We start from the raw sequence: 20,137 nt of genomic DNA on the forward strand, positions 1-20,137 counted from the left end.
GCGATGCTTAATTCGAAGTCTTGGCCATCTGCCGGTCCGTCGCCCGCCAGATCAATCGCGTGGTGTCATAACCCTGCTGACGCGCCTTGCTCAGCAGCTCTTCGCGCACCACACCGTTGACGGTCGGCGTGCGCGACAGCAACCACATGTACTTGCGACTCGGGTCGCCGACGATGGCGGTCTTGTAGTCATCGCTGACGTACAACACCCAGTATTCGCCCTTCGCCACACCCGGAATCAGGCGTGAGAACCAGGTATCGAACTCGACCCACAGCTTGTCGGTCTTGCCCGGCACCTGTGGATAAGCCGTGCCCTTGGCTTCTTCCCATTGCCAGTCCGGAGTCAGGCAGCGATTGAGCACCGCGACATTACCGTCAGGCTTGAGGGTGTAATGGGCTTCGGATTGCGCGCAATTGCGCTGGAAGTACATCGGCAAGCGCGCCAGCTCATACCAGGTGCCCTGGTAACGCTTGAGATTGACGCTGTTGACGGTTTTCGGCGCCAACGGATCTACGCCGGAAGTGGCGCAGCCGGCCAGTACCAGGCCGGCAAAAAGGATTAGCAATAACCGCTTCATTTTTCTTCTCCGTGGGCGCGAAGCCCCGGTTTACTTCAGGCCTTGGCCGGAAAACATCAGCACTTTGTCACCGGCGTATTGCACGCTGATAAAGCTGTTCTTGTCGCCCCAAGTGCAACTGGACATGCCGAGCGCACCCGAGCAGTCAGTGGGTTTGCCGAGCAGTGTCTCGACTTCAGCCTTGGCCATGCCAGCCGAAAGCTTCGAGTAGTTTTCCTGATTGACCTTGCTGCATGCGGCCAACAGCACGCAAAACGACAGAAGGGCGATAGATCGCAGCGACATGGTGTAACTCCTGGAACGAGGGGGGATGGCATGGTGCCAACCAGAAGCTTAGAAGAGAAAACCCTCATCTGGTTCCGTGGGCGGACGGCTATTTATTAGCCCGCCCGTCTGGCTTTTGCCTTTAAATCAGACACTTTGTAGGGCTATTGAGCATTTCGTCGTATTTCACCAAAGCAGCCTAATCTTTGGCGCGCGGCGGTCGAAATAAGAGCAGCGCAAAGCCCCCGAGTGTGGCAAATTGCCGCCCTTTCTTGACCAGCACCTTCGCGGTAGTTCATTCGATGACCAGAAATATGAAATTCAGCCACAAAATCTTGTTGGCTGCCGCCCTCGTGGTGGCCGTTGCGTTCGCCTGTTTCATCTTTTTCAATGACTATCGACAACGCGAAGCCCTGAGCAGCAGCACCGAGTCCACCATGCAGGAACTTGGCAGCCTGACCACCAGCAACATCCAGACCTGGCTGGAAAGCCGCATTCAATTGCTGCAATCGCTATCACAGCAGGTGGCCGTCGACGGCAATGCGCCTGCCAGCCTGAAACGCATCATTGACCTGCCCGCCTACACCGGCAATTTCCAGCTCAGCTACTTTGGCGGTGCCGACGGCGTGATGTTCTCCGTGCCCGCCGGCAACCGCGCGCCGGATTACGACCCGCGTGCCCGTGGCTGGTACAAAGCGGCCAACAGCGCCCAGCAAACCATCGTCACCGAACCGTACATCGCCGCCTCCTCGGGCAAACTGGTGATCACCGTGGCCACCCCGGTACAGCGTCAGGGCCAGATGCTCGGCGTCGCCGGTGCCGACATCGACCTGACCAGCGTCAGCGCGATCATCAACTCGCTGAACTTCGGCGGCCACGGCCATGCGTTCATCGTCAGTGCCGACGGCAAAATCCTGATCCACCCGGACAGCAAACTGGTGCTCAAGACCCTCGCCGAGGCCTATCCAAACGGTGCGCCAAAAGTCAGCCCGGGCCTGAAGGAAGTCGAGTTCGACGGCAAGACTCAGTTGATCTCCTTCACCCACGTCAACGGCGTGCCATCGGCCGACTGGTATGTGGCGCTGGTGCTGGATAAAGACACCGCGTTTTCGATGCTCAGCGAATTCCGCACCTCGGCGCTGATCGCCATGGTCATTGCCGTGGTGATCATCATCGCCCTGCTCGGCATGCTGATCCGCGTGCTGATGCAACCGCTGCTGACCATGGGCCGAGCCATGCATGACATCGCCGAAGGTGAAGGCGACTTGACCAAGCGTCTGGTGATCCACGGTAACGACGAGTTCGGCGCGCTGGGCACATCGTTCAACCGCTTCGTCGAACGCATCCACACCTCGATCCGCGAAGTGGCCTCGGCCACCGGCCAGGTCAACGAAGTCGCCCTGCGCGTGGTCGCCGCGTCGAACTCGTCGATGTACAACTCCGATCAGCAATCGAGCCGCACCAACAGCGTTGCCGCGGCGATCAACCAACTCGGCGCCGCCGCCCAGGAAATCGCCCAGAACGCCGCCCTCGCCTCCCAGCACTCCAGTGATGCGCGCAGCCTCGCGGTCGAGGGCCAACAGGTTGTGGATAAAACCATCCACGCGATGCAGCAGCTCTCGGCGAAGATCAGCGACTCCTGCGGCAACATCGAAACCCTGAACAGCAACACAGTGAACATCGGCCAGATTCTGGAAGTGATCACCAGCATCTCCCAGCAAACCAACCTGCTCGCGCTGAACGCCGCGATTGAAGCGGCCCGTGCCGGTGAGGCTGGCCGTGGTTTCGCCGTGGTCGCTGACGAAGTGCGAAATCTGGCGCACCGCACGCAGGATTCGGCGCAGCAAGTGCAGAAGATGATCGAAGAACTGCAAGTCGGCGCACGTCAGGCGGTCAGCATCATGACCGAGAGCCAGCGTGAGAGCGAAAGCAGCGTCGGCATCGCCAACCAGGCCGGTGAACGTCTGGGCAGCGTGACCCAGCGCATCGGCGAGATCGACGGGATGAACCAGTCGGTAGCCACCGCCACCGAAGAACAGACTGCTGTGGTCGAGTCGATCAACGTTGATATCAACGAGATCAACACGCTGAATCAGGAAGGCGTGGAGAACTTGCAGGCGACGTTGCGGGCGTGCTCGGACCTTGAGCAGCAGGCGGCGCGGTTGAAGCAGTTGGTGGGTAGTTTCAGGATTTAAGGCGCTGCCACAGGCCTCTTCGCGGGCAAGCCCGCTCCCACATTGGAATGCATTTCAACTGTGGGAGCGAGCCTGCTCGCGAAGAGGGATTCAGTCGCGATGAAGTTTTAGAACCGTGACCCCGGCCCAGACAGAAACTCCAACTCCTCAGCCGTAGACTCGCGCCCCAACACCGCATTGCGATGCGGAAACCGTCCAAACCGCGCAATCACTTTCTGATGCCGCTCGGCATAATCCAGATTGTCGGCAAACACCGCGCGCTGCGCTTGCGGCTGCTCAGCGACCAGATCGATAAACCGCGAAACCGCTTCGTTCTGCACCGCGAGGTTTTCGCAGTGTTCGAAGACGAGGTAGATGAATACCCGCTGAATCGGCTTCAACTGCCGGTCGAAATCCGCAGCAATGCCTTGCGCGACGAGCTTCTGCGCACGCAGATCACCGGAGAATGCTTTGGGAGAGTCGCGAAAGATCATTCGCGGTAATTGATCGAGCAGTAGCACCACCGCCAGCCAACCTTCGGGACATTGCGTCCACTCGGTCAATTCGCCGGCCAGGGCCTGATCGACAAAGACCCCGAAACGCGTTCGCGCTTCGAGGTCTTGGCTGTCACGCTTGCCGAACCACAACTTGCCCTTGTCAGCCGCCACTTCGTCCGGTGATTCGGCTTGACCGAACCACCAATCGAGCAACGGCTGCCAGGGCGCGTTCATGGCTTAAGCCTTGTGGTAGGCCGTGGCGCGGGCGACTTCTTCTTTCGAGCCGAGGAATACCGCAACACGCTGGTGCAGACCTTCTGGCTGAATGTCGAGGATACGCTGGTGACCGTCGGTGGACGCGCCGCCCGCCTGTTCCACCAGGAACGACATCGGGTTGGCTTCGTACATCAGACGCAGTTTGCCCGGCTTCGACGGCTCGCGGCTGTCGCGTGGGTACATGAACAGGCCACCACGGGTCAGGATGCGGTGAACGTCGGCAACCATCGCCGCGACCCAACGCATGTTGTAGTTCTTTTTCAGCGGACCTTCTTCGCCAGCCAGCAGCTCGTCAACGTAGCGCTGCACAGGGGCTTCCCAGTGACGCTGGTTGGACATGTTGATGGCGAATTCCTGGGTGGACTCAGGAATGGTGATGTCTTCGTGGGTCAGCACGAAGCTGCCCATTTCGCGGTCCAGGGTGAAGCCTTTGACGCCGTCGCCCAGGGTCAGTACCAGCATGGTCTGCGGGCCGTAGATCGCGTAACCGGCAGCGACCTGCTCGGTGCCTGGCTGGAGGAAGGCTTTTTCATTCAGCGCTTCGTTCTGGCTCAGGTATTCGTTCGGGCAACGCAGCACGGAGAAGATAGTGCCGACCGGGGCGTTGATGTCGATGTTCGACGAACCGTCCAGTGGGTCGAATACCAGCAGGTACGCGCCTTTCGGGTATTTGCCCGGGATCTGGTAGGCATTGTCCATTTCTTCGGACGCCATGCCGGCCAGGTGACCGCCCCATTCGTTGGCTTCGAGCAGGATCTCGTTGGAGATCACGTCGAGCTTCTTCTGCACTTCGCCTTGTACGTTTTCAGTGCCCATGCTGCCCAGAACACCACCCAGGGCGCCTTTGGACACGGCGTGGCTGATCTCCTTGCAGGCACGCGCCACCACTTCGATCAGGAAGCGCAGATCGGCAGGAGTGTTGTTGCTGCGGGTCTGCTCAATCAAATAGCGACTCAAGGTAACGCGGGACATGGACGGCTCCGGTGGAATGGGGGGCTAAAAACCCGCGCAGTTTACAGGGAGTCTGAAAACGTAGCGAGCGAAGACGCCCGGTAACGTGCGTTGGGGCGCAATTGCTTGCATCAGACGTGATTGGGTCGGGAGAGTTCAGGTACGGGGTTTAGCGTAGACCGGTTCGAGACGGGTGGTGCTTGGCTGACGGCAACAGTTCGAAGATTTTTGCTGGCTGGTAGACCGCGATCGCGAGCAGGCTCACTCCTACAGGGAGCGCATTTCTTCAGATGGAATGCGATCCCTGTAGGAGTGAGCCTGCTCGCGATCGGGTGCGCAGCACCCGCCTTTTTCAGGAATTAGCGGGAGGCTTACGCAGCAGACTGAACGCCATCGTCCCGAGAAAAACCACACTCAGCAGCAACACCGCCCACAAACCGATCTTCTTCCAATTGGTTTCGGCCACGGCCGCCGTAGTGGCGGTTGAGGTCTGCGTGATTATTGCTTCCCCCTGAACCGTCGCCTTACCCAACGTCGCCAGTTTCTCCGGTTTGAAATCCGGGATCAGCGTCGACAACGGCAAGTTAGCGGTTTTCACACTTGGACTGCCCAGCGCCAGACTGTAAGGCCCTGCCCCACGCGCAAGGAAAATCACCTGCGTGCCCCGCACCGCATATTTCAAACTCGGCGCCTGCTCGCCCAAACCACCACCGCGCTCATCCACCGTCAGCTTCAACTGCTGCACGGTCTGCCCGTACAGTTGCAATTCGTTCTGCACCACGTCCTGACCATTCTGCGTCAGGCGATAGAGCAAGCCACTGCTCAGCGTCTGCCAAGGCAGGCTGCTCTCACGCCGACCGGCCAACGCCACCGGCGCCAGACTGTTCGGTTGTTTCAACTCAACCTGAACCCGCTCGACATTCAGCCCCATCGGCAACTGCCAGGTGTATTCCCCGGCCTTGGTGCTGCTGCCGGCCAATGCCTGCGACCAGACCAACGGCAGCGGCAGGTTGCGCGGATCGCTGCTTTTCAGTTGCGCCGAGGTGAGGATCGGCGCCGAACTCGGCGAATCCCACAGCAAGCGCAAATAACGCGCCGAATGCCCTGGCAACGTCACTTCGTGCTGTTCGATGCGCTCATCGGAGAAGGTCAGGCGCGCGACCTGCCCTTCGCCCCACGGCTGCCAGCGCTGCAAATCGTCGCTGGCCTCGATGCTGAAACGCTGAAAGCCGTCGCGCTCGCTGGTCCAGTCGAGGATCAGTTGCTGCAACGGCGCCTTGATCGCGCTGGCATCGAGCAGCCAGCCGCGCAGCACTTCTTCACCGGCCTCCAATTGGCTGGACGGTTGCACTTCCACCAGCGTGCCAGTGGTGGTCGATTGCACGCGCACATTCGGCGCGCGCTCAGTGGCGTCGGCGGCGTTGTACAGCGGGAACCACTTCACGTCGTGCAACTGGCCGTCGTCGCGGGTTTGCGCCGATTCGCGGGCCAAGGCATAGGCCTGAGCTTCGCCGGCAGCGTTGAAGACGCGCAGATCGCCGAGATCGGTCTGGCGCGCCTGCAATTGCACGCTCAGCGGCAGTTCGAGGCGATACCACGGGCCATCGCCCGTGACCGTCAGCGGCACCTGCGTGGCGAAGTCCGCCGGTTTTTCCTGGGCGCCGGCAGCCATCACCACGCCCAACGCCAACCACCCCAGATTACGCATGCGACTCAAGATGAAACTCCTTCGGTGTCCGGGGCCGGTTTGTTCGCCGCCGGCTCAGCTTCAGCACGTTTGGGTGGCAGCGGCGCGAAGTAGCCGACCACCAGCAACAACACGCCAACGCCGATAAACGAGACGATCCGGGCGAGGCCGCCACGGTTGCTCAATTCGACAAAAATCAGTTTGGCCACCACCAGCGCAATCAGCGCCGCGCCGATCAGCCAGACCTCGCGACGATGGCGCAGATGCCCGCCAATCATCAGCCCCAGCGCCATCAACGTCCAGACGATGGACAACCCGGCCTGCACCAGCATGGAAGCGAGCAGTTGATCAAGCTCAAAGGGAATCCCCGCCCAGTGGTGCGCGGCGCGGGTCACCAACGCGGTGCAGAAGGCGAACAGCGACACCCCGGCGACCAGTTGTGTGGCGTAATCGGCGTAGTCCTGGCGGATCGACAGCTGCGACACTGCACTGCGCGACCACACGTAAACCCCGAATAATGCGAACAACAGGCCCAGTTCCAACGGGTTGAGCAGCGGCACATACGGCAGCGGTTCGGCATTGCCATCGCTGACGCCGTTGGCCAGCCAGAACCAGCCGAGCATCAACACCGCCAGCGGCGCGGCGGCGTACAAGCGGTACTCGCGGGCAAACGCCGCGACCGGCCACGGCCAGTTGCGCGGTGCGGCTGCCAGCAACAGATACAGGCTCGGCAGAATCGCCCAGCCCAGCCAACGCCAGGCGTTGTATTGCTCGGACAACAGCAGCAAGCCGTAGCGCAACTCCAGCGCCAACACGCCGATCAGCAGCCAGCAGCCGAGCACATGCGCAGTGCTCAAGGCCCGCGCCGGCAGCATCGGCGCCAAACGCCGCAGACTGAAGAAATGCACTGCGAACACCAACGCCCACGCCAGCCAGCCGAAGTCCGCCGCCGGGTGATAACGCGAGTGCCAGGCCGCAAGCAGCACCAGCCCGGTCGCCGGAATCAGCAGCGTGCAGAGCAGGCCCAGCGCCGGCCATTTCAAGCGCAGCGACAGCAGCGTCCACAACGCCACGCTCAGCGCCGCAACCAGCAACAGCAGAGTGCCTTGCAGATTCACCGGGGCAAAACGCAGCACCTCACTGACCCACGCCAGCACCCACCAACCGGCGCCCCACACCAGCAACACCTCGGATAAGCGCTCCAAACTCAGCGCATCGAACGCCGAGGCGTGATTGCCCAGTTGCAGGCGCCACGCACCGATCATGGCGGCCAGACCCAGCACCAGCGGCGTCCAGAATCCGCCATGTGCCAACGGTTTCAAACCCTCACCAGACAGCGGCCCAAGCAACTCGGGACCGGCCAGCAAGAACGCCGCACCGCCGATCACCTGCAACAGCAAACCGAAGACAAAACTCACGCGCTGCTTGAGGTACAGGCTCAACCAGATGATCAGCAAACCACTGGCCGCCCACACCGCGCTCGCGGTCTGCCAAGGCAGGACAAACAACACCGCCAGATTGATCAGCACCAGACCGGCCAGCAGCACCACCGACAAGCCGCGCAACAGGCGCACATCGCCGCGCACCATCTCGTCGCGAGCGGCCAGCAGCATGCCGGCGACCAATGCGAGACCGATCAAGGATGCGCTAAGTAAACCGCTCCAACCGGCGCTGAACACCGCCGCCGAATCCTCGCCCGCACCTTGCAGCCGCAGCAGGAACAACGCGCCACCCAGCAGTTGCACGGCAAACGCGGTAAACAGGAAGGTCCGCGATTGCAGGCGCAGGCCGACAAACAACGTCGCCAGACCCGCCAGCGCCCAACTGATCGCGGTGCCTTGGACGAAGAAGAACAACGGCGCCAGCAGATAAAGGAAGGTCAGGCCCAGACACGCCAAAACCGGCAAGGCCTGACGCTCCCACGGCGACACGTGTTCCGGCGAGGCCTGACGCAGTTGGTAGAAACTGAACAGCAACGCCATGCCGAGCATCAGCGCGCCCAGCGGAGCACCGTCGAGCAGGCTGCTTTCGCCGACATTCAATTGACTGATGAACGCCAGCGCCGAACCCAATTGCAGGAGCAAGGCAAAGGCCCGGGCAAACGGTCGATGCTGACGCAAACCGAGCCAGAAAATCCCCGCACCTTCGACGGCCCAGGCTGCCGAAGTCCAGCGCGCATCGAGACCCAGCGGAATCGCCAGACTGGCGAAAATCACCCCCAGCGCCAGACAGGTTTCGCCCAGCAACACGGCGCGCCCGCCCATCAACACCTTGGCCAGGCCCATGTAGATCATGCCCAGCGCGAGGGCGCTGAACGCGGCGGCAAATTCCAGATGCTGGACCAACGCGAACTGCAAACCGAAGCCGATAATCGGCGGGCCAAACAGCATCGTGCCGTCGACATAATCGCCCTTGCGCGCCGACCATTTCAGCAGCGCTTCACGATCGTCATCCGCCGGGGCATCGGGCATATCCAGCAGTTTTCGCCGGGCAAACAGCAGGCCGATGGCGAGATACATCAGGAAGAACAGAATCAGGAACGGCTCGGTGCTCCACAGAAGTTCCGGCGCGTACGAACGCAGCCCCCAGGCGAAGCCGATACCGAAGGTGCCGACGAAGCCGATCAGGTTGAGCAGCCGCCAGGCCTTGAACCAGGCGATGGTGAGAATGCCGGCGTTAAGCAAAGCGAAATAACTGAACAGCGCGACATGGTTGCCGGCGCCGGTGGACGTCAGGATTGGTGCGGCAAACCCGCCCAGCGCGGCGACACACGCCAGCGCCAGAGAGTCTTGGGTAATCGCCAGGATCGCCGAGAACACCGTCACCGCTACCAGCAAGCCCAGTGCGGCGGACGGATCCAGCAACGGATGCAGACGCATCGCTGCAAACACCGTCAGGTACAACACCGCGATGCCAGTGCCTTGCAGCATCAACGCATAGCTGTTGTTGCGGTGCCGCAGCCACCAGCCCAACGCCAGCAAGCCCAGCGCCGCAGCCGCGACCCCGGCGTAACGCAATTCGATCGGTACGACCATGCCTTCAGTGGCGTAGCGCAGCAGGAATGCCAGACCGAAGAACAACAGCACCACACCGACCCGCAGCACCGTGTTGCCGCCGAACAGCCAGTTGCGCGCGGCGCTGATTCCGCGCTCGATGAGGTTCGGGCCACGGGGTTCGGCGGGTTGTTGTGTTTCAGGTTCGGGCGTGACGGCGTCCAGACGCCAGACATCGTCCGGCAACGGTTGGCTGGTTTCGCGAGCGACGGCGGACAGTGGTTCCAGATCGGCCGGCAGTTCCCAGACCAGTTCGGGGGCCGGGGCCTCTTCGACGACTTTGACAGGTTCGGCCAATGGCTCGCTGACCGGTGCCACACTCGGTGGAGGCGCAGCACGAACCGGTGCGCCTTCGAGCAGGAACAGGCGCTGTTCAATGCCCTGCAAGGCAACCTTCGCCTGCTCAAGTTGATGCTGCTGATGCGCAGCCTGCGAGCCAAGCCGCGCGATGCGCAGCGCTTGCCCGATCACCAGCCCCAGCAGCGCGCCCAACAGCGCCGAGCTGAACGACTCGTCGAGCAGCCAGCCGAGCACCAGCCCGATCAACATGAACATCCATTGCATGGTCGATATCCCTAAGCGCGAAGGCCAATCCGGGAAGATTAGCGCAGCCTGATCGAAAAAGATCGCAGCCTTCGGCAGCGCCTACAGGGGTTCACATAACCTGTGTAGGAGCTGCCGAAGGCTGCGATCTTTTCCGGGGCGCCAGTATATCGAGCCGAGCGGAAAGTTACTCCAGCGCTTTCCAGATATCCGTGGCGTACTCGCGAATCGTCCGGTCAGAGGAGAACCAGCCCATTCGCGAAGTGTTGAGCACCGCCGAACGCCACCAGTTGTTGCTGTCGTGCCAATGCTCTTCGACGCGCTTCTGTGCTTCCCAGTAGGAGTCGAAGTCGGCGCAGACCAGGAAGCGGTCGTAGTCCACCAGCGAATCGATCAACCCGGTGTAGCGCGAAGTGTCATCCGGCGAGAACACGCCACTGCGGATCGCTTGCAGCACGTCGTTGAGGCGATGGGACGCAGCGATGTCCGGCGCCGCGCTGAACTCGTGGTTCTGTTTACGCGCTTCAACCTGCTGGGCACTGAGGCCGAAGATAAACATGTGCTCGGCACCGATGCGCTCGCACATTTCCACGTTGGCGCCGTCGAGGGTGCCGATGGTCAGCGCACCGTTGAGGCCGAACTTCATGTTACTGGTGCCCGAGGCCTCGAAACCGGCGGTGGAAATCTGCTCGGACAAATCCGCCGCCGGAATAATGCTCTCCGCCAGGCTGACGTTGTAGTTGGGCAGGAACACCACTTTCAGCAAGCCACGCACGGTCGGGTCGTTGTTCACCACCCGGGCGATGTCGTTGGTCAGCTTGATGATCAGTTTGGCCTGGTGATAACTGGCCGCCGCTTTACCGGCGAAGATCTTCACGCGCGGCACCCAGTCCACTTCCGGCTCGGCGCGAATCGCCTGATACAGCGCCACGGTGTGCAGCAAGTTGAGCAACTGGCGTTTGTATTCGTGGATCCGTTTGACTTGGACGTCGAACATCGCCGCCGGGTTGACTGCGATCCCCAGCCGCTCGTGAATCAGATAGGCCAAGGCCTTCTTGCTGTGCAGGCGTTGCTCGGCGAAGGCTTTTCGGAACGCGGGTTTCTCGGCAAACGGTTCGAGATCGAGCAGGCGCTCTTCAGGGTTGTCGAGCAAGTCCGGGCCGAGGGCGTCGACCAGCATAGAGGTCAGCTCGGCGTTGGCCTGATACAACCAGCGGCGGAAAGTGATGCCGTTGGTTTTGTTGTTGATCCGCTCCGGATACAGCTTGTGCAACTCGGAGAACACCGTGCTGCGCATCAGTTGCGTGTGCAATCCGGACACGCCGTTGACGCTGTGCGAACCAAGGAATGCGAGGTTACCCATGCGCACCCGGCGACCGTTGTCCTCCTCAATCAGTGACACCGCGCGCAGCACGTCGAAATCGTGGATGCCCTTGGCCCGCAGCGAGTCGATGTGCTGGGCGTTGATCAAGTAAATGATCTGCATGTGCCGTGGCAGCATGCGCTCCATCAAACCTACCGGCCAGGTTTCCAGCGCTTCCGGCAGCAGCGTGTGGTTGGTGTACGACAGCGTGTCGACGGTGACTTGCCACGCCGCATCCCAGGCCACGTCGTAGACGTCGACCAATTGGCGCATCAGTTCGGCGACGGCAATCGAGGGGTGGGTGTCGTTGAGCTGGATCGCGGCATGATCGCCCAAGGTCAACACCGAGGTGTGCATGTTGCGGTGGCGACGCAGCAAATCCTGCAACGACGCGGCGACAAAGAAGTATTCCTGACGCAGGCGCAACTCTTGCCCGGCCTCGGTGCTGTCCGCCGGGTAAAGCACACGCGAGATACTTTCGGCGCGGGCCACTTCGGCAACGGCCCCGAGGTGGTCACCGGCGTTGAAGCGCTCAAGGTGCAAATCTTCCATGGCCCGCGCACGCCAAAGGCGCAGGGTGTTGACGCTCGCCCCGCGCCAGCCGACTACCGGCGTGTCGTAGGCAATCGCGCGGACGGTTTCGGCGGGAGACCAGACTTGTTTGGTTTTGCCGCTGGCATCGGTGACGGTTTCAACGCTGCCACCGAAGCCGATGGAGTAAACGACTTCCGGCCGTTCGAACTCCCACGGGTTGCCAAAATCCAGCCAGTGTTCGGTCTGCTCCTGTTGCCAGCCATCGACGATGGCCTGCCGGAACAAGCCGTGCTCGTAACGAATGCCGTAACCGTGGCCGGCGATGCCGAGGGTCGACATGCTTTCCATGAAGCATGCCGCCAGTCGTCCGAGGCCACCGTTGCCGAGCGCCGCGTCAGGCTCCAGCAGACGGATGCGCTCCAGATCGACACCGAGCTCGGTCAGGGCTTCACGGGCGACGTCGAGCAGGCCGAGGTTGCTCAGGCTGTCGTAGAGCAGCCGGCCGATGAGAAACTCCAGCGAGAGGTAATACACCCGCTTCTGACCTTTGCGGTAGATCTGCCGGGTGTGGTCCATCCAGTGCTCGACCATGTGATCTCGCGCTGCCAGGGCAATGGCTTCGAACCAGTCATGGTCGAAGGCGTGATCAGGGTCTTTGCCCACCGCGTAGGTGAGTTTGGTCAGGACGGCGTCGCGAAATGCGGCCACCTCTGCTTCGCGAACTAGTGGTTCTTGAGTCATCGATAGGACCTCGGGCGAGCGGGGAATTGTCTGAGCCTAGACGGTCTGACCGACGGTAACGGCTCTGGTTCGGCAGTTTTTCCCGGGACTGTGAGATAGCCCGGCAAACGCTTGGCATCTGCCCCAATGAATGCAGGGGCCGTGCCGATTTGTCCAGCCGATTGGCCGCACGCAGAAAAAATCTGGCGAAAGGTTGTTCAAAAATCCACCAGTCCCGGTATGATCGCGCGCCCTGATGCACACACGCCTGGTAACTCCCGATGATGAAGCCCAACCTGATTGCCGCCGCCGAGATCGATCGTCTCGATACGTGGGCCAAATATTCGGCCCCGATGTGCGGCTCTTGTATCTCCAGCTGCTGCACGCTGCCGGTCGAGGTGAAGATCAAGGATCTGGTGCGCATCGGCGTGGTCGATGAATTCGAGCTGGGCGATCCGCCGAAGAACATCGCCAAGCGCCTGCAAAAGGAAGGGCTGGTCGAGCGCTTCAATCAGAAGTCGGGCATCTTCACCCTCCAGCGCATGAGCAACAACGATTGCTACTACCTGGATCGTAAGAGCCGCCTGTGCACCATTTATGACAAGCGCCCCGACACTTGCCGCAACCACCCGAAAATCGGCCCGCGCCCGGGATACTGCGCTTACAAGCCGAAGGAAGTCGAGCGGGTGCAGAATTTCCGGGCGATCGAGAAGTTCTGATGCTGATCGTTCCCACGCTTCGCGTGGGACGCAGCCCGGGACGCTCTGCGTCCCAAAAAGCCGAACGCGGAGCGTCCGTTGAGGCATTCCCACGCAGAGCGTAGGAACGAGATCATCAAACCCCAGACAAACAAAAACGCCCCCGGTCTCTCGACCGGGGGCGTTTTCATTCAGCCTGAACTAATTACTTAGATCTTGGCTTTCTTGGCAGCGCGGGTACGCTCGCTTTCGTCCAGGATCTTCTTGCGAAGACGGATGGACTTAGGAGTAACTTCGCACAGCTCGTCTTCCTGGATGTATTCCAGAGCCTGTTCCAGAGTGAACTTCACTGGTGGAACCAGAGCGATGGTTTCGTCTTTACCCGAAGCACGCATGTTGTCGAGCTTCTTGCCTTTGGTTGGGTTGATACCCAGGTCGTTGTCGCGGCTGTTCTGGCCGACGATTTGACCGGTGTAGATCTCCTGACCGTGTTCAACGAACAGCTTGCCACGCGCCTGCAGGGTTTCCAGCGAGTAGGTCAGAGCCTTACCGGTTTCAACCGAAACCAGAACGCCGTTCTGACGGCCGGACATGTGGCCCGACTTGACGGTGTCGTAGCGATCGAAGATCGAGGTCAGGATGCCAGCACCGTTGGTCAGGGTCAGGAACTGGTTACGGAAACCGATCAGACCGCGAGCAGGGATGTTGTATTCCAGACGAACACGGCCCTTACCATCCGGAACCATGTTGGTCAGGTCGCCTTTACGCAGACCCATCTCTTCCATGACCTTGCCCTGCGAATCTTCAGGGATGTCGATGGTCACGTTTTCGAACGGTTCTTGCTTGACGCCGTTCACTTCACGAATGATCACTTCCGGACGGCCCAGGGCCAGTTCGAAGCCTTCGCGACGCATGGTTTCGATCAGTACCGAGAGGTGCAACTCACCACGGCCGGAAACCTTGAACTTGTCAGCGGTGTCGCCTTCTTCAACTTTCAGGGCAACGTTGTACAGCAGCTCTTTGTCCAGACGGTCCTTGATGTTACGGGACGTCACGAACTTGCCTTCTTTACCGCAGAATGGCGAGTCGTTTACCTGGAAGGTCATGGAAACGGTTGGCTCGTCAACGGTCAGAGGCTTCATCGCCTCGACAGTGTCCGGGTGGCACAGAGTGTCGGAGATGAACAGCGAGTCCATACCGCTGACGCAAACGATGTCGCCTGCGAAAGCTTCTTCAACGTCGATACGGTGCAGACCGTGGTGACCCATCAGCTTCAGGATACGACCGTTACGCTTCTTGCCGTCGGCACCGATAGCAACAACCGGGGTGTTCGGCTTGACGCTACCACGAGCGATACGGCCAACGCCGATAACACCCAGGAAGCTGTTGTAGTCCAGTGCCGAGATTTGCATCTGGAACGGACCTTCACGGTCGACTTTAGGAGCCGGAACGTGATCGACAACCGCTTGGTACAGCGGGGTCATGTCTTCAGCCATGTCGGTGTGATCCAGACCGGCAATGCCGTTCAGGGCCGAGGCGTAAACAACCTGGAAGTCCAGTTGTTCTTCGGTAGCACCGAGGTTGTCGAACAGGTCGAAGATCTGATCCAGAACCCAGTCCGGACGCGCGCCTGGACGGTCAACCTTGTTGATGACCACGATCGGACGCAGGCCGGCTTCGAAAGCCTTCTTGGTCACGAAACGGGTTTGCGGCATAGGGCCGTCTTGAGCGTCAACCAGCAGCAGAACGGAGTCAACCATCGACATTACGCGTTCAACTTCGCCGCCGAAGTCGGCGTGGCCCGGGGTGTCCACGATGTTGATGTGGTAGCCGTTCCAGTTGATGGCGGTGTTCTTCGCCAGAATGGTAATACCGCGCTCTTTTTCCTGGTCGTTGGAGTCCATCACGCGCTCGTCGTTGAGCTCGTTGCGCTCCAGAGTGCCGGATTGACGCAAGAGTTTGTCTACCAGGGTGGTCTTACCATGGTCAACGTGGGCAATGATGGCGATGTTGCGTAGATTTTCGATCACTTGTGTATCTCGATCAGAGGATTCGGTTTGCTGACAAGTCTTGGCAGCGATTAGCAGTAGTGTCCGGCATGGCCGTTACAGCTTGACGGCGGTGTCGGGGGGCCGGTGACGCAGGCCACAGGCAAACAGCCCCGGGCACTTAGCTCGGTCGATAAACGCGCACATTGGCATGCCCCTCACTGAGCAAATGGTGGGCATGCAGGCGACTCATCACGCCTTTGTCGCAATACAGCAGGTACTGGCGAGTAGGGTCCAGTTCCTTGAAACGTGCGTTCACTGCATAGAACGGCATCGTCTGTACCTCTATGCCGGCAAGCTCCAGCGGTTCGTCTTCAGCGGCATCCTGGTGACGGATGTCGATGACGATCTGACCGGCCAGTGCTTCGCCGACTTCTTCAATCTGCAAATCCTGGCCCAATTCGTCGATGACTCGATCGATCGCGACCAGTTTGGCGTTGGCGAGCGCACGCTCGAGCACCGCCATGTCGAATTCTTTCTCTTCGTGCTCAACGCGGCCACGCTTGGCGGCGGTCTTCGGATTGACCGAGATGACGCCGCAGTATTCCGGCATGTGCCGGGCGAAATCGGCGGTGCCGATCTCGTTGGCCGTGTCGATGATGTCCTGCTTGTGGGCGACGATCAGCGGGCGCAGGACCAGTTTATCGGTCACGCAATCGATCACCGACAGGTTCGGCAGCGTCTGGCTCGAAACCTGGGAGATCGCTTCGCCGGTGACCAGCGCATCGATATGCAGGCGGTCGGCGATCGCTGAGGACGCGCGCAACATCATACGCTTCAATACGACGCCCATATGACTGTTATCGACTTTACCGAGAATTTCGCTCAACACTTCTTCAAACGGAACACTGACAAATAGCACGCGTTGCGAGCTGCCGTACTTCTTCCAGATGAAATGCGCGACTTCCATCACGCCCAATTCGTGTGCACGTCCGCCGAGATTGAAGAAGCAGAAGTGCGCCATCAGGCCGCGGCGCATGATCTGGTAGGCCGCAACGGTCGAATCAAAGCCGCCGGACATCAATACCAGCGTCTGCTCCAACGCGCCGAGCGGGTAGCCGCCGATGCCGTTGTGCTGGCTGTGGATGACAAACAACCGTTTGTCGCGAATTTCCATGCGAACTTTAATTTGCGGTGCTTTCAGGTCGATGCCGGCGGCACCGCACTCACGGCGCAGCTTGCTGCCGACGTATTTTTCGACGTCCATCGAGCTGAACGTGTGCTTGCCTGCACGTTTGCAGCGCACCGAGAAAACCTTCCCCGCCAGCGCATCGCCGTAGTGCTGTTTGCACTTCTCGGTAATGTCGTCGAAGTCACCCAGCGGGTACTCGTCGATCTGCAAAAAGTGCGCGATGCCCGGCATGCAGGTCAGGCGCTCCCCCATCTCTTTCAAGGCTTTGGGGTCGGTAACGCGGGTTTCCAGCTCGAGGTTGTCCCACACACCGTTCACCACCACAGCCGGGTCCAGATCGCGGAGCACGGCGCGGATGTTCTTGGCCAACTGGCGGATGAATTTCGTCCGGACAGGTCGGCTTTTGATGGTGATCTCGGGGAAGACTTTTACGATTAGTTTCATGAAAACAGCGCGCGCAGGGCCAGCCGAAAAAGGGGGGCGCGGATTATAGCGGAAATTGCTCAAGGTTTAACCAGTTAATGTGCAGAAGGTTTTGCGCGCACCAAAACGGGTCATTTATGGATTAAGACGCTACATTAGAGGGCGAGATTTTCATCATCAGGGCGCTTTGCACGTTTATAAGCGTGAATTTGGGGCAAAAAACCCATGCTGGGGCACTGGCATGCAATTTGCTCCCTTGTGAGGCAGGTTGCCTTGGCAGAGTATTCGCGCCGGCATCACCACTATTAAGGGCATCCACTACCAGCCCTAATTCACCCGGAGGACACTATGTCGAAGTCGGTTCAACTCATCAAAGATCATGACGTCAAGTGGATTGATCTGCGCTTCACGGACACCAAAGGCACTCAGCACCACGTGACCATGCCGGCTCGCGATGCGCTGGAAGACGACTTCTTCGAAGTCGGCAAGATGTTCGACGGTTCCTCCATCGCTGGCTGGAAAGGCATCGAAGCCTCCGACATGATCCTGCTGCCGGACGACGAAACTGCCGTTCTCGACCCGTTCACCGAAGACGCGACCCTGATCCTGGTCTGCGACATCATCGAACCGTCGACCATGCAAGGTTACGATCGCGACCCGCGCGCCATCGCTCACCGCGCCGAGGAATACCTGAAGACCACCGGTATCGGTGACACCGTCTTCGCCGGTCCAGAACCAGAATTCTTCATCTTCGACGAAGTGAAGTTCAAGTCGGATATCTCCGGCTCGATGTTCAAAATCTACTCCGAACAAGGTTCGTGGATGTCCGACCAGGACATCGAAGGTGGTAACAAGGGTCACCGTCCAGGCGTCAAAGGTGGCTACTTCCCGGTTCCGCCGTTCGACCACGACCACGAAATCCGTACTGCCATGTGCAACGCACTGGAAGAAATGGGCCAGACCGTTGAAGTTCACCACCACGAAGTGGCGACTGCCGGTCAGAACGAAATCGGTGTCAAGTTCAACACCCTGGTGAAGAAAGCTGACGAAGTTCAGACTCTGAAATACGTTGTACACAACGTTGCCGACGCTTACGGCCGCACCGCTACCTTCATGCCGAAGCCGCTGTACGGCGACAACGGTTCGGGTATGCACGTACACATGTCCATCTCCAAAGATGGCAAGAACACCTTCGCTGGCGAAGGCTATGCCGGCCTGTCCGAAACCGCTCTGTACTTCATCGGCGGCATCATCAAGCACGGTAAGGCCCTGAACGGCTTCACCAACCCGGCTACCAACTCGTACAAGCGTCTGGTGCCAGGCTTCGAAGCTCCGGTCATGCTGGCCTACTCGGCTCGTAACCGTTCCGCCTCGATCCGTATTCCTTACGTCAACAGCCCTAAAGGCCGTCGTATCGAAGCGCGTTTCCCGGATCCGGCTGCCAACCCGTACCTGGCTTTCGCAGCACTGCTGATGGCCGGCCTGGACGGTATCCAGAACAAGATCCACCCAGGCGATGCCGCTGACAAAAACCTGTACGACCTGCCGCCTGAAGAGGCGAAAGAGATCCCACAAGTTTGCGGCAGCCTGAAAGAAGCCCTGGAAGAGCTGGACAAGGGCCGTGCGTTCCTGACCAAGGGCGGCGTGTTCTCCGACGATTTCATCGACGCTTACATCGCGCTGAAATCCGAAGAAGAAATCAAGGTCCGCACCTTCGTACACCCACTGGAATATGAGCTGTACTACAGCTGCTGATCCGGTAGCGCCGCGCTAAGCGGCGTGACAAAAAGAGGCCTCCTTCGGGAGGCCTTTTTTATTGCTCGGCTTTATGGCGGACGATGAGTACTGTGGGAACTGAGGCGTATGAAAGGTTTCAGTAATGCTTGGCAAAATGCGTCCTGAGTTGGGACAACTGCCGCACCTGACCTATGCTGCAACCCATCGTTTTCTTCCCCGGTCGAGTTCATGGGTCGCACCTTTCTCTACATCCTGCTGCTGATCGCCCTGCCCGCCGCCGCGCAGATCTACAAGTACACCGACGCCAACGGCAACACGGTGTACAGCGATCACTCGCCGGACGGCGTAAACGCGCAGTCGGTGGAGTTGCCGCCGCTCAACACGGTCGAGCCTCAGTCACCAGGCGCACCCGCCGCGCCCACCTCCGCCAACCGGGAGCAGCCGCGTAATGCCTACGCCATCCTCGAGCTCGCCGGCCTGCCCACCGAGGAAGCCCTGCGCGCGAACAACGGCACGTTCACGGTCAATGTGCTGATCAAGCCGCGCCTGCAACCGCCGCATCAATTAAGACTGCTGCTCGACGATCAACCCTACGGCCAGCCGAGCAACGTGCCGATCCTGCAACTGGTTAACGTCGACCGAGGTGATCATCGACTCGCCGTGCAGGTGATCGATGGTCAGATGATCATTCAGCAAAGTCCGCCAGTGGTCTTTACCGTGCAGCGGGTGCACAAGCCATGATCAGTGAATGGCTGGTCGCCGTGTTGGCACTGACGGCGCTGCAAGCCTCGGCAGAGGTGTTCACTTACGTCGATGCGCAGGGCAATCGCGTCTACACCGACCAGCCGCGCGGTAACGCCAAGCGAGTGCCGCTGGCAACCAGCAACCGAATGTCGGCCAATCCAACCGGCGCCGCGCCGATCACCACGGCGAAAAAATCTTCGGAGCAACCACTGTTCCACTACGACATGCTCCGTGTTCTGGTGCCCGAGCCTGACGCAACCATTCGCAGCAGCGCTGGCGAAGTGATCGTCAGCGTGACCAGCGAACCCGGCTTGCAAGCGGGCCATCGCTATCGCCTGTTGCTGGACGGCAAGGCCACCGGCAAGCCCGGCCTGAGCCCGGTGTTCCCGCTGAGCAATATCGACCGCGGTAGCCATAGCCTATCGGTCAAGATTCTCGATGCGCAGGGCCGCACCGTCGAACGCACTGCTAATCAGCCCTTCCACATGCTGCGCATCTCGCTGGCGCAGAAGCGCCAGGTCAAACCCTGCACAAAGGACGATTACGGCGTCCGCCCGGAATGCCCGCTGAAAGACAAACCTGAAGAGCCGAAAAACCCTTTCCTGCGTTTCTTCTAACGCCTATCAGCTTTGCGCACTATATTGGTGCAACAAGCTGCACTCTTCACACATTCCAACCCATTTTGGTTCGAAAGTACCCGCAAGCGCTGGCGAACT

14 protein-coding genes and 1 pseudogene are annotated in these 20,137 nt (G+C 60.0%); 6 read left to right on the forward strand and 9 right to left on the reverse strand.

The genetic code is table 11. The features are described 5' to 3' along the window. Positions 1-7: 7 nt before the first annotated feature. Together IAI51_RS13020 and IAI51_RS13025 are read right to left on the reverse strand one after the other, a co-directional pair. Positions 8-577, reverse strand: a complete 570-nt coding sequence (locus IAI51_RS13020) for a lipocalin family protein (RefSeq protein ID WP_099757755.1) — start codon at positions 575-577, stop codon at positions 8-10. 30 nt (positions 578-607) lie between these two features. Further along, a complete protein-coding gene (locus tag IAI51_RS13025; RefSeq protein WP_007952486.1) occupies positions 608-862 on the reverse strand; it encodes a hypothetical protein in 255 nt (84 codons plus the stop codon). A gap of 293 nt (positions 863-1,155) precedes the next feature. On the opposite strand from IAI51_RS13025, the pseudogene IAI51_RS28245 reads away from it, so the two are divergent. Continuing rightward, positions 1,156-2,178 (forward strand): annotated as a pseudogene (locus tag IAI51_RS28245) (cache domain-containing protein); the annotation flags it as partial. 93 nt (positions 2,179-2,271) lie between these two features. Continuing rightward, a complete protein-coding gene (locus IAI51_RS28250; RefSeq protein ID WP_410458004.1) occupies positions 2,272-3,036 on the forward strand; it encodes a methyl-accepting chemotaxis protein in 765 nt (254 codons plus the stop codon). A gap of 107 nt (positions 3,037-3,143) precedes the next feature. On the opposite strand, the gene IAI51_RS13035 is transcribed toward IAI51_RS28250, so the two are convergent. The 5 genes from IAI51_RS13035 to IAI51_RS13055 all read right to left on the reverse strand — a co-directional run bounded on the left by IAI51_RS13035 (position 3,144) and on the right by IAI51_RS13055 (position 12,660). After that, the gene (locus IAI51_RS13035; protein ID WP_187678859.1) at positions 3,144-3,746 is read right to left on the reverse strand and encodes a DUF924 family protein; all 603 of its coding nucleotides are present in this window, start codon (positions 3,744-3,746) and stop codon (positions 3,144-3,146) included. A 3-nt stretch (positions 3,747-3,749) separates the two neighbouring features. Then, positions 3,750-4,760: a class 1 fructose-bisphosphatase gene (locus IAI51_RS13040; protein WP_187678860.1), complete on the reverse strand. Its 1,011-nt coding sequence runs from the start codon at positions 4,758-4,760 to the stop codon at positions 3,750-3,752. 331 nt (positions 4,761-5,091) lie between these two features. Then, positions 5,092-6,456, reverse strand: a complete 1,365-nt coding sequence (locus tag IAI51_RS13045) for a DUF3999 domain-containing protein (RefSeq protein WP_187678861.1) — start codon at positions 6,454-6,456, stop codon at positions 5,092-5,094. After that, positions 6,453-10,043: a DUF2339 domain-containing protein gene (locus tag IAI51_RS13050; protein ID WP_187678862.1), complete on the reverse strand. Its 3,591-nt coding sequence runs from the start codon at positions 10,041-10,043 to the stop codon at positions 6,453-6,455. The genes IAI51_RS13045 and IAI51_RS13050 overlap by 4 nt, the downstream gene beginning before the upstream one ends. Positions 10,044-10,209: 166 nt before the next feature. Then, the gene (locus tag IAI51_RS13055) at positions 10,210-12,660 is read right to left on the reverse strand and encodes a glycogen/starch/alpha-glucan phosphorylase (RefSeq protein WP_187678863.1); all 2,451 of its coding nucleotides are present in this window, start codon (positions 12,658-12,660) and stop codon (positions 10,210-10,212) included. A gap of 260 nt (positions 12,661-12,920) precedes the next feature. On the opposite strand from IAI51_RS13055, the gene IAI51_RS13060 reads away from it, so the two are divergent. Further along, a complete protein-coding gene (locus IAI51_RS13060; protein ID WP_064117051.1) occupies positions 12,921-13,358 on the forward strand; it encodes a YkgJ family cysteine cluster protein in 438 nt (145 codons plus the stop codon). A gap of 188 nt (positions 13,359-13,546) precedes the next feature. On the opposite strand, the gene typA is transcribed toward IAI51_RS13060, so the two are convergent. Next, the gene (gene typA, locus IAI51_RS13065; RefSeq protein WP_187678864.1) at positions 13,547-15,367 is read right to left on the reverse strand and encodes a translational GTPase TypA; all 1,821 of its coding nucleotides are present in this window, start codon (positions 15,365-15,367) and stop codon (positions 13,547-13,549) included. A gap of 139 nt (positions 15,368-15,506) precedes the next feature. Further along, a complete protein-coding gene (gene thiI / locus IAI51_RS13070; RefSeq protein ID WP_187678865.1) occupies positions 15,507-16,961 on the reverse strand; it encodes a tRNA uracil 4-sulfurtransferase ThiI in 1,455 nt (484 codons plus the stop codon). Positions 16,962-17,288: 327 nt separating this feature from the next. On the opposite strand from thiI, the gene glnA reads away from it, so the two are divergent. From glnA to IAI51_RS13085, 3 genes are all read left to right on the forward strand, one after another. Then, positions 17,289-18,695 carry a glutamate--ammonia ligase gene (glnA, locus tag IAI51_RS13075; RefSeq protein WP_150604017.1) on the forward strand — a complete coding sequence of 469 codons (1,407 nt, stop codon included), beginning with the start codon at positions 17,289-17,291 and terminating at the stop codon, positions 18,693-18,695. Positions 18,696-18,905: 210 nt separating this feature from the next. Continuing rightward, entirely contained in the window at positions 18,906-19,418 is a 513-nt protein-coding gene (locus tag IAI51_RS13080; RefSeq protein ID WP_187678866.1) for a DUF4124 domain-containing protein, read from the forward strand. Further along, positions 19,415-20,038, forward strand: coding sequence for a DUF4124 domain-containing protein (locus tag IAI51_RS13085; RefSeq protein WP_187678867.1), 624 nt, complete (start codon positions 19,415-19,417; stop codon positions 20,036-20,038). Before IAI51_RS13080 ends, IAI51_RS13085 begins: the two co-directional genes overlap by 4 nt. Positions 20,039-20,137 lie beyond the last annotated feature (99 nt).

Origin of the sequence: Pseudomonas sp. N40(2020) (genome assembly GCF_014472415.1) — a bacterium.
Taxonomy (GTDB): Bacteria; Pseudomonadota; Gammaproteobacteria; order Pseudomonadales; family Pseudomonadaceae; genus Aquipseudomonas.